We start from the raw sequence: 276 nt of genomic DNA, 5'->3' as shown, positions 1-276 counted from the left end.
GCTCAGCTATGCCATTGCTGACTTTACACCTGCAGCCTATCAACGTCATCGTCTCTGACGGCCCTATATGGAAGTCTCATCTTGAGGGGAGTTTCGCACTTAGATGCTTTCAGCGCTTATCTCTTCCCGACGTAGCTACCCGGCAGTGCAGTTGGCACCACAACCGGTACACCAGCGGTCAGTCCAACCCGGTCCTCTCGTACTAAGGTCAGGTCCTCGCAAACTTCCCACGCCCGCAACAGATAGGGACCGAACTGTCTCACGACGTTCTGAACC

General features: G+C 55.1%; 1 rRNA gene. It reads right to left on the bottom strand.

Going from position 1 to position 276, the window contains the following annotated elements:
* A 23S ribosomal RNA gene (locus ACNKXV_RS14855) occupies positions 1 to 276 on the bottom strand; the annotation flags it as partial.

Source organism: Christiangramia aquimixticola, from assembly GCF_048285835.1.
GTDB lineage: Bacteria > Bacteroidota > Bacteroidia > Flavobacteriales > Flavobacteriaceae > Christiangramia > Christiangramia aquimixticola.
Note: the sequence above shows the minus strand (reverse complement) of the source record. Positions and strands in the feature narration are given on the sequence as shown.